Raw genomic sequence first — 7,648 nt, forward strand, 5'->3', positions numbered from 1 at the left:
AACGCTGATAGGCCGGTGAATCACGCTCCTGATATTGGCAGAACCTCGTGCGCCCATGCCTTCGAAGAATGGGTGTTATTCGCCCGAGCTATCTACCGGCGCGACGCTCGTTCTCCGATGATGAGACCCAGGACGAGCCCACGGCTCGCCGACCTTAACCGATACCACTGAGTAACGAACGGGAGACCCATCATGTCGCTTCAGGACAAGCTCGACGCATTCAAGGCCGATTTCAAGGCGGGCAAGCCGCCGTACAACGCACCGCCCGAAATCCATCCGATCATGGAACGCGCGACGGCCGAACTGATCGCGAGCGGACAGGCGGCCCGCGCCATCAACGCAGGAGAGCGCGCGCCGCAATTCCGCCTCAACGATCAGGACGGCAACGAAGTGTCGTCGGAAAAACTGCTTGCGAAGGGACCACTCATCGTCACGTTCTACCGCGGCGTCTGGTGTCCGTACTGCAATCTCGAACTCCAGGCCATCAACGAAGTACTGCCGCAGATCACGGCGCTCGGCGCGAGCGTCGTGGCCATTTCGCCGCAGACAGCCGTCAACAGCCGCAAGTCCGTGCGCACGAATGAACTGGGCTTTCCGGTGCTGAGCGACGTCAGGAACGACACGGCAGCGGCGTTTGGCCTGCGCTTCAATTTGCCCGACTATCTGATCGAGTTGTACAAAAACCTCAAGAACGATCTGCCGGCGTTTAACGGCGACCCGAGCTGGACGCTGCCGATGCCCGCGCGATACGTCATCGGCCAGAATGGTGTCGTGCGGTACGCCGAAGTCAATCCGGATTACACGCATCGCCCCGATCCGTCGGAAATGCTCCCGGTCCTCGAAAAGACGCGCGRCATCTGACGCGTCGCCCGCCGCGCCGCCTCGCGCGGCGCGGCCTTYCGTGACTTTCGGAGAATCAACATGGCTGCACGCACSTTCCTGATCACGGGCGCGACSAAGGGTATCGGRCGAGCGCTCTCCGAGCGTCTCTCGCGAACCGGCCATCAGGTGATCGGYCTCGCACGCGAGCACGCCGRCTTCCCMGGCGAACTCGTGCRGGTGAACCTCGCAGATCGCGAAGCGACAGCGGCCGCGCTCGAKGAKCTGACGCGCCGGCATGCGATAGACGGCGTCGTCAACAACGTCGGCCTCGTCCGCCCCCAGTACGTCGGCAGCGTCAGTCTCGACGACCTTGACGATGTGTTGTCGCTCAATCTCCATCCGGCCCTGCAGACCGTCCAGGCGCTGCTGCCCGGTATGCGTGAACGTCGCTGGGGACGGGTCGTCAACGTCTCCAGCCTGACCGTCCTTGGCATCGTTCAGCGAACSGCCTACGCRGCCGCGAAGGCCGCRCTCGTGAGCTTCGCGCGATCGTGGGCGCTGGAACTCGCCGATAGTGGCATTACGGTGAACGCCGTAGCGCCGGGCCCGACCGAAACGGAACTGTTTCGCGCTAACAACGCGCCCGGCAGCGAGGGCGAACTACGCTACCTCGCCGCAGTCCCGATGGGACGCCTGGGGCAGCCCGACGAAATTGCGGCAGCAATTTCGTTCCTGCTTTCGGAAGATGCAGGCTTCATCACGGGTCAGACGCTCTACGTGGACGGGGGCGCGTCGATCGGCAAAGCCCCGTTTTGATCGACGACCGCTTCGGCCCGCGTGAAGCAGCGCCGAAGCGGGCCGAAAACGACGCGAGCACCAACGCTTAAGCGCTTGACGTGCCGGGTTGCCCGCTGGCTGATTGAGCGAGCGCCTCCTCGACGAATGCAACGAATGAGCGGGCCCTCGCCGTCACCAGACGTCCCGAAGGAAAGACCGCCCACAGGTCGACGGGTGGCAAGGCCCAGTCGGTCAACACGGTCTGCACCTCGCCGGACGCCAGCTCGGGAGAAAACATCCAGCGCGAAGCGACGGCAAGCCCCATTCCGCCGAGCACCGCTTTTCGCATGCCTTCGGCTGCGCTCACGCGGACGCGTCCGGAGACCGTCACATCGGCGTTGCTGCCGTCCCGGATGAACGTCCATGTCTCGCCGCCGCCGCGCTGCGAATAGACGATTGCCTGATGATGGCTCAGGTCGGCGGGCGTCATCGGTACGCCCGCCCGTGAGAAATAACCGGGTGTGCCGACGACCAGCCGCGGGCTTCGTCCAATGCGCCGCGCCGTCATGGCGGAATCGGCCAGCGAGCCCATCCGCAAGGCGACATCCATGCCCTCCTCCAGAAGATCGATGTTGCGATCATCGAGCACCAGGTCGATTTCCAGCTTCGGATGCTGGTTGAGGAACGCGTTCAGCGAAGGCAGCACGTGAAGACACGCGAACGTCACGGCCGCGCTCACGCGCAACTTGCCCGACAGGCTGTCGGATGCGCGACGGACAACTTGTTCAGCCTCGTCGGCCTCCCTGATCGCGAGCTTCGCATGCTCGTAGAACCGCCGGCCAGCGTCCGTCATCGTCAGGCCGCGCGTCGAACGCAGGACGAGCCGCGCACGCAGCCGCTCTTCGAGTTGCGCAACGGATTTGGAAATGGCGGGCTGGCCGACGTTCATCCGCTTCGCCGCGGCCGAGAACGAACCCGCCTCGGCAACGCTGACGAAGATTTCCATTGCAGCCAATCGGTCCATACTGCGCTTCTCCCCTTCTCGTCGAGGTCGTTATTTCACGGCGGCGGCCATGCGCACGAAGGTTCAGTCGCCGAAGAATTCGATCGCCTGTCCGTTCAGCCGTGGCCAATCGACGATCACACCCAGGCAGCGCCCGCCTTCGTAGTCGAATGCGATCACGCCATCCTGAGCCGTGCAATAGAGATGGCCGTCGGGTCCGAACCGCAATCCGCGCGCGGCGAAACGGCACGCCGGATGGCGCGGAGAACGTACGTACCAGCATCCCGCTGCGTCCGTCGTATTCTCTAACAGATGCAGCGGCTGCGGGCGAGCCGAACGGGAACTCGCTGGACACCAGTACATTGCCCTCTGGCGCGATAGCGAGATCCAGCGGGCTCATTGCGTCGTCGATCGCAAACCGGTCGTTGATCAGCATGCCGCTCGACGTCAATTGCAGGATTGCATTTGCGCCCCGCCCATCCGGCCCGACACCCGACGCGACGAACAGATAGCCGCCGTCGGCGAACGCAAATCCGCGCGGAAAGGGCACGACGCCAGGCGTCAATATCGGCGTACCTACGCCGTCGAGATCGGATGGGAATGCGGCGATGGTTCGCCGGGAGCGCAATGCGACGTAATAGCGTCCGCCTGGGCCGAGGTTGCCGCCGCCAGCGTCCAGGCCCGGGATATGGCAACTGTCGAATTGAACTTCGCCCTGCGAGTCGAGTGCGAGAATGCGGTCGTCGCCGCTGTTGACGTACAGCAATTGACCGTTCGCACTCACTCGCAGGCCGCGCGGATCGGTGATCCGAGGGTCGTCGCTGAAGGCGCCCAGCGCAATCCCACCCATCGAGAAGGCCAGTACCTGGCCATACCCGTTTCCGTTCGCGCCGGACGCGCTCGTCACCAGTATCTTCATGTCGCCGTTCCCGTTCCATTTGATCGTCGAGGGCCACGCATCACGCACCGTACGCCTTGCGTTGATTGCGAAATACGCGTGCACCGTTCAACGACCGAGCGATCATGCCCGCAACCGTGGACTCGCCATAGCAGGTCGCCGGCATAAGTGCCATTCCGCGAAAGCATGGCGGTTCAGGCACGTCGATCGAGTCCGGCATGCGGCATGCCCGTGTGGAATGACACTTATCGCCGCCAGGCCCCTTCTGTTCGCGCACACTCGCACCCATGATTCGCCCATCTTCAACGCTCAGTCCGAGGATGAACGAATGAACAAGCTGTTTAGCCGCACCAACGTCGGCCCCTTCGAACTCAATCACCGCGTTGTGCTCGCGCCACTCACCCGGATGCGCACCGAGGAAGGCAACGTGCCCGGTGATCTCATGGTCGAGTACTACTCGCAACGCGCGTCCAAAGGCGGCCTGCTGATTACCGATGCGACGGCCGTATCGTCGCTTGGCATCGCATACGTCGACGCGCCCGGCATCTACACGGATGCTCAGGTCAAGGGCTGGAAACGCGTGATCGATGCCGTGCATGCGAAGGGCGCGCGAATCTTCCTGCAGATGTGGCACGCGGGACGCCAGGCACATCCCGTCAACACGGGCGGGACCACACCCGTGGCACCGTCCGCCCTGCGCTCGCTCGAACATGCGGCCATTCGCGACGAGAGCGGCAACATCACAGAAGCCGAACTCGTCGTGCCACGCGCGCTCGAACTTGCCGAAATTCCGCGCATCGTCGAACAGTTCCATCGCAGTGCCGTGCTCGCGAAAGAAGCTGGCTTCGACGGTGTCGAACTTCATGGCGCAAATGGCTATCTCTTCGAGCAATTCCTGCTGGATGGCGCGAACCATCGCACCGACGCATACGGCGGTTCGATCGAAAACCGTGCGCGGTTTCTGTTCGATACGCTCGACGCGGTCGTCGCGGTGTGGGGGCCCGGCCGCGTCGCCCTCCGCCTGTCGCCCAGCGGCACGTACGGCACGATGTCCGACAGTGATCCGCATGCCACTTTCGGCTATGTGGCCGAGCGGCTGAACAGCTATGACCTCGCGTATCTGCACGTGATCGAGCCGCGCATTCGCGGGATCGTCGAGCAGGAAACGAGTGCATCCGACGTTACGTCGAAAGACATGCGCCGCATCTACAAAGGCACGCTCATCGTCACGGGCGGCTTTACAGGGGAAAGCGCCGAACAGATCGTTGTCGACGGCGATGCGGACCTCGTGGCGTTCGGGCGCATGTTCATCTCTAACCCCGATTTGCCGGAGCGTCTGCGCACGGGCAAGCCACTCGCTCACTACGACCGCTCGACGTTCTATGGCGGTGATGCGCGTGGCTATACCGACTACGCCTTCCATCCGCAGATCGACGCTGCGTAGTCGAAGTCCTTCGACGTAAAGGCCGAAACGGACGGACCAGCCGTTTCGGCCAGCTTCAACGATGCGTGAGGACGCATGGAATTCCAGAAACGAAGGACGACATCATGAATCGACTTGCAGACAAAACAGCCGTCATCACGGGCGGCAGCAGCGGCATCGGCCTTGCCACTGCACAACGATTTGTCGACGAAGGCGCGTATGTGTTTATCGTCGGCAGGCGACAAGCGGAACTCGACAAGGCCGTGCAGCAGATTGGCCGCAATATGTCGGCTGTGCAAGCGGACGTGACGAAGCTCCAAAACCTCGATCGCCTGTATTCCGTTGTCAGGCGGGAACGCGGCAGCATCGATGTTCTTTTTGCCAATTCAGGTTCGATCGAACACCGGACGCTCGATGAGATCACGCCCGAGCACTACGACGCGACGTTCAATGTCAACGTGCGCGGACTCATTTTCGCCGTGCAGAAGGCGTTGCCACTGATGGCTCACGCAGGCACCATCATTCTGACCAGCTCGATCGCTGGCGTCAAAGGCCTGCAAGCGCATGACGCCTATAGCGCGGCGAAGGCGGCCGTTCGCTCGCTCGCGCGGACATGGACCGTCGAACTCAGGGACCGTGGCATTCGCGTCAATGCGATCAGTCCGGGCGCCATCGATACGCCGATCATCGACAGCCAGGTCTCCACCGCTGCGCAAGCGGACGAACTGCGCGCGAGGTTCGCTGCCGCAACACCATTGGGACGCATTGGCCGCCCTGAGGAAATCGCGTCCGCAGTGCTGTTTCTCGCATCTGAGGACAGCAGCTTCGTCGCGGGCATCGATCTGTTTGTCGACGGCGGCCTCGCACAGGTCTGAACGATCTTTGAAGCCGCGCCCGCGTTGCGAGCGACGTGTCATCGCTCGCTATCTCGCCACGCCATCGACGTCGCGACATTGTCATCAACGGTTGGGTGCCGTCGGACCGACGCGACAAGCAACGTCAAACAGGCAGCCAGCAAGACGACGTCCTTGAGCAGGAACTGCTCGACGAGCGTCGACACGATCGGAAAGCCAGTCGCACTGGTCAGCGTAATGCCTGGCGTGCTGAAAACGAACGACGTCGTCAGCATAAACGTCAGCGCCGCCATTGCGGCCCCTATCGCCGACGCGATGGGAACCACCGATCCCGCTGTCAGTATCGCCGCGGTGACCAGTTCGATCGTCCCGATGATTCTCGCTTCGCCAATTACGCCAAACACATACAACCAGCTGATGAACGGGCTGTGCGAAATCAGCGGCGCAATTGAGTCGGCGGCGTACGGCGTAAATTTCTGAATGCCGAACCATATGAAAATCGCCACCATCGACCATCGAAGGAGAGCCAGATGATGATTGTTCTTGCCGCGTTCGGCTACCCGGAATCGCATGGACATAGTTCGCTCCTCTGTTATCGCGACGGGATCAGACCGGCGTCGCGTTTTCATCTCGATCGGCGTATCGGGGCGAGCGTTCAAGCCCGCCCCCGGCTTACGCGTTATTTCACCGGCGGAAAATCGACGGTGGTGTCGTTGATACGGTTGAACGTGTTGGTGAAGATGGTCAGCGCGATCGCCAGCGAGATGTCCGCCAACTGCGTCTCCGTGTATTGCGCTGCGCGGATTGCATCGAAGTCGCCCTGCGAGAGCGTGCCGCTCGTCAATTGCAGCTTGCGAACGAAGGCAACGAGGGCATCGCGCTTCGTATCGCCCGTCAACTCGCCCGCCCGGATGCGGTTGATCGTGTCCGCGCTCAGACCGGCCATCTTCCCGAGCATCACGTGAGCGGCGACGCAGTAGTCGCAGCCCGTCAGCTCGCTGACCAGCACCTTGATTGTTTCCAGATCCTGCTTGCTGAGACTGCTCGCGGCCAACGCGCCTTCGGCATTGAGGACCGCGGACAACGACGCAGGCGCGAGATGGCCGAGCRCGGCAAACAGATTGGGGATGGWTCCGCCCGYGACTTTYTTGACCTGYGCATAGACTTCGGCGGTAGCGCCCGTAGCGGACCTGGTATCGGGAATGGAGATGCGGCTCATCGTGAGACTCCTCGTACAAAGGTTGAAGTGGAGTCGTCACTTTAGGTTCGCCAGATGATCTTGTAGAGACTCATAAAAGCCAATAACATGCTCAAAAGTATCAATCAGGCCAGAACCGCGAAAACATGGATTGGCTTAGCCAGTTGCTCAAAATCATCACCGTGACGGGCGAAATCGAAATTCGCTGCGCGTATGGTGCGCCGTGGCGCATCTCATATGGGCAGTCTGCAGAACGCGAGATTCCCTTTCACGTCGTGCTAAATGGAACGGCGACACTCGAGAGTCATGGCGAGGTGTCTTCGCAGCAACTCGGTCCCGGCGATATCGTCTTGTTGCCGCATGGCTCGGCACACGTGCTGCACGACGGCAGCGGTGCGTCGCCGTCGCCGGCGCACGTCAGAGAGGCGGCAAACTTTGTGATCAGTGAAAATTCCAGCTCGGGCGAACAGCTCGATATGCTTTGTGGACGCTTCATTGTCGACGCGCCTCACGATCGGCTCATCGGCCAATATCTGCCTCGAACGCTGGTCGTTCGCTCGAGAGAATCAGGCGCCGATGCCGACGCCGCTTCCGCTATCGACGAGCTGACAGGCCTCGTTCATCTGATGAGGCTCGAATCTCTGGAATCGAAGCTTGGTGGATTCGCGATGCT

General features: G+C 61.9%; 9 protein-coding genes. 5 read left to right on the forward strand and 4 right to left on the reverse strand.

Going from position 1 to position 7,648, the window contains the following annotated elements; all coding sequences use genetic code 11:
* The first annotated feature begins 192 nt into the window (after nt 1–192).
* Nucleotides 193–861: a peroxiredoxin-like family protein gene (locus GCT13_RS46220; protein WP_152768283.1), complete on the forward strand. Its 669-nt coding sequence runs from the start codon at nt 193–195 to the stop codon at nt 859–861.
* Between the two features lie 60 nt (nt 862–921).
* The gene (locus tag GCT13_RS46225; protein WP_152768284.1) at nt 922–1,638 is read left to right on the forward strand and encodes an SDR family oxidoreductase; all 717 of its coding nucleotides are present in this window, start codon (nt 922–924) and stop codon (nt 1,636–1,638) included.
* Nucleotides 1,639–1,705: 67 nt separating this feature from the next.
* Here GCT13_RS46225 and GCT13_RS46230 read toward each other — a convergent pair whose 3' ends face one another.
* On the reverse strand, nt 1,706–2,623 hold the full coding sequence (locus tag GCT13_RS46230; RefSeq protein ID WP_152768285.1) for a LysR family transcriptional regulator: 918 nt from the start codon (nt 2,621–2,623) through the stop codon (nt 1,706–1,708).
* A 63-nt stretch (nt 2,624–2,686) separates the two neighbouring features.
* The gene (locus tag GCT13_RS48990) at nt 2,687–2,830 is read right to left on the reverse strand and encodes a hypothetical protein (protein ID WP_193727970.1); all 144 of its coding nucleotides are present in this window, start codon (nt 2,828–2,830) and stop codon (nt 2,687–2,689) included.
* Nucleotides 2,831–3,828: 998 nt separating this feature from the next.
* Between GCT13_RS48990 and GCT13_RS46235 the strand changes: the two genes are divergently transcribed.
* Together GCT13_RS46235 and GCT13_RS46240 are read left to right on the forward strand one after the other, a co-directional pair.
* Nucleotides 3,829–4,944, forward strand: coding sequence for an alkene reductase (locus GCT13_RS46235; protein ID WP_152768286.1), 1,116 nt, complete (start codon nt 3,829–3,831; stop codon nt 4,942–4,944).
* Nucleotides 4,945–5,048: 104 nt separating this feature from the next.
* Nucleotides 5,049–5,798, forward strand: coding sequence for an SDR family NAD(P)-dependent oxidoreductase (locus tag GCT13_RS46240; protein ID WP_152768287.1), 750 nt, complete (start codon nt 5,049–5,051; stop codon nt 5,796–5,798).
* A gap of 38 nt (nt 5,799–5,836) precedes the next feature.
* Here GCT13_RS46240 and GCT13_RS46245 read toward each other — a convergent pair whose 3' ends face one another.
* Together GCT13_RS46245 and GCT13_RS46250 are read right to left on the reverse strand one after the other, a co-directional pair.
* Nucleotides 5,837–6,355, reverse strand: coding sequence for a DUF417 family protein (locus GCT13_RS46245; protein ID WP_227747381.1), 519 nt, complete (start codon nt 6,353–6,355; stop codon nt 5,837–5,839).
* 101 nt (nt 6,356–6,456) lie between these two features.
* Complete coding sequence (locus GCT13_RS46250) at nt 6,457–6,996, reverse strand: carboxymuconolactone decarboxylase family protein (protein WP_152768289.1); 540 nt, start codon at nt 6,994–6,996, stop codon at nt 6,457–6,459.
* A gap of 125 nt (nt 6,997–7,121) precedes the next feature.
* Between GCT13_RS46250 and GCT13_RS46255 the strand changes: the two genes are divergently transcribed.
* Nucleotides 7,122–7,648, forward strand: a 527-nt coding sequence (locus GCT13_RS46255; protein WP_193727971.1) for a cupin domain-containing protein, incomplete at its 3' end; no start/stop codon positions are given.

Origin of the sequence: Paraburkholderia franconis (assembly GCF_009362735.1) — a bacterium.
GTDB lineage: Bacteria > Pseudomonadota > Gammaproteobacteria > Burkholderiales > Burkholderiaceae > Paraburkholderia > Paraburkholderia franconis.

Excerpts from the sequence above, each read along its gene's own strand:
- GCT13_RS46235 (WP_152768286.1), top strand. The coding sequence starts at position 3,829 with ATGAACAAGCTGTTTAGCCGCACCAACGTCGGCCCCTTCGAACTCAAT.
- GCT13_RS46245 (WP_227747381.1), bottom strand. The coding sequence starts at position 6,355 with ATGTCCATGCGATTCCGGGTAGCCGAACGCGGCAAGAACAATCATCAT.
- GCT13_RS46230 (WP_152768285.1), bottom strand. The coding sequence starts at position 2,623 with ATGGACCGATTGGCTGCAATGGAAATCTTCGTCAGCGTTGCCGAGGCG.
- GCT13_RS46240 (WP_152768287.1), top strand. The coding sequence starts at position 5,049 with ATGAATCGACTTGCAGACAAAACAGCCGTCATCACGGGCGGCAGCAGC.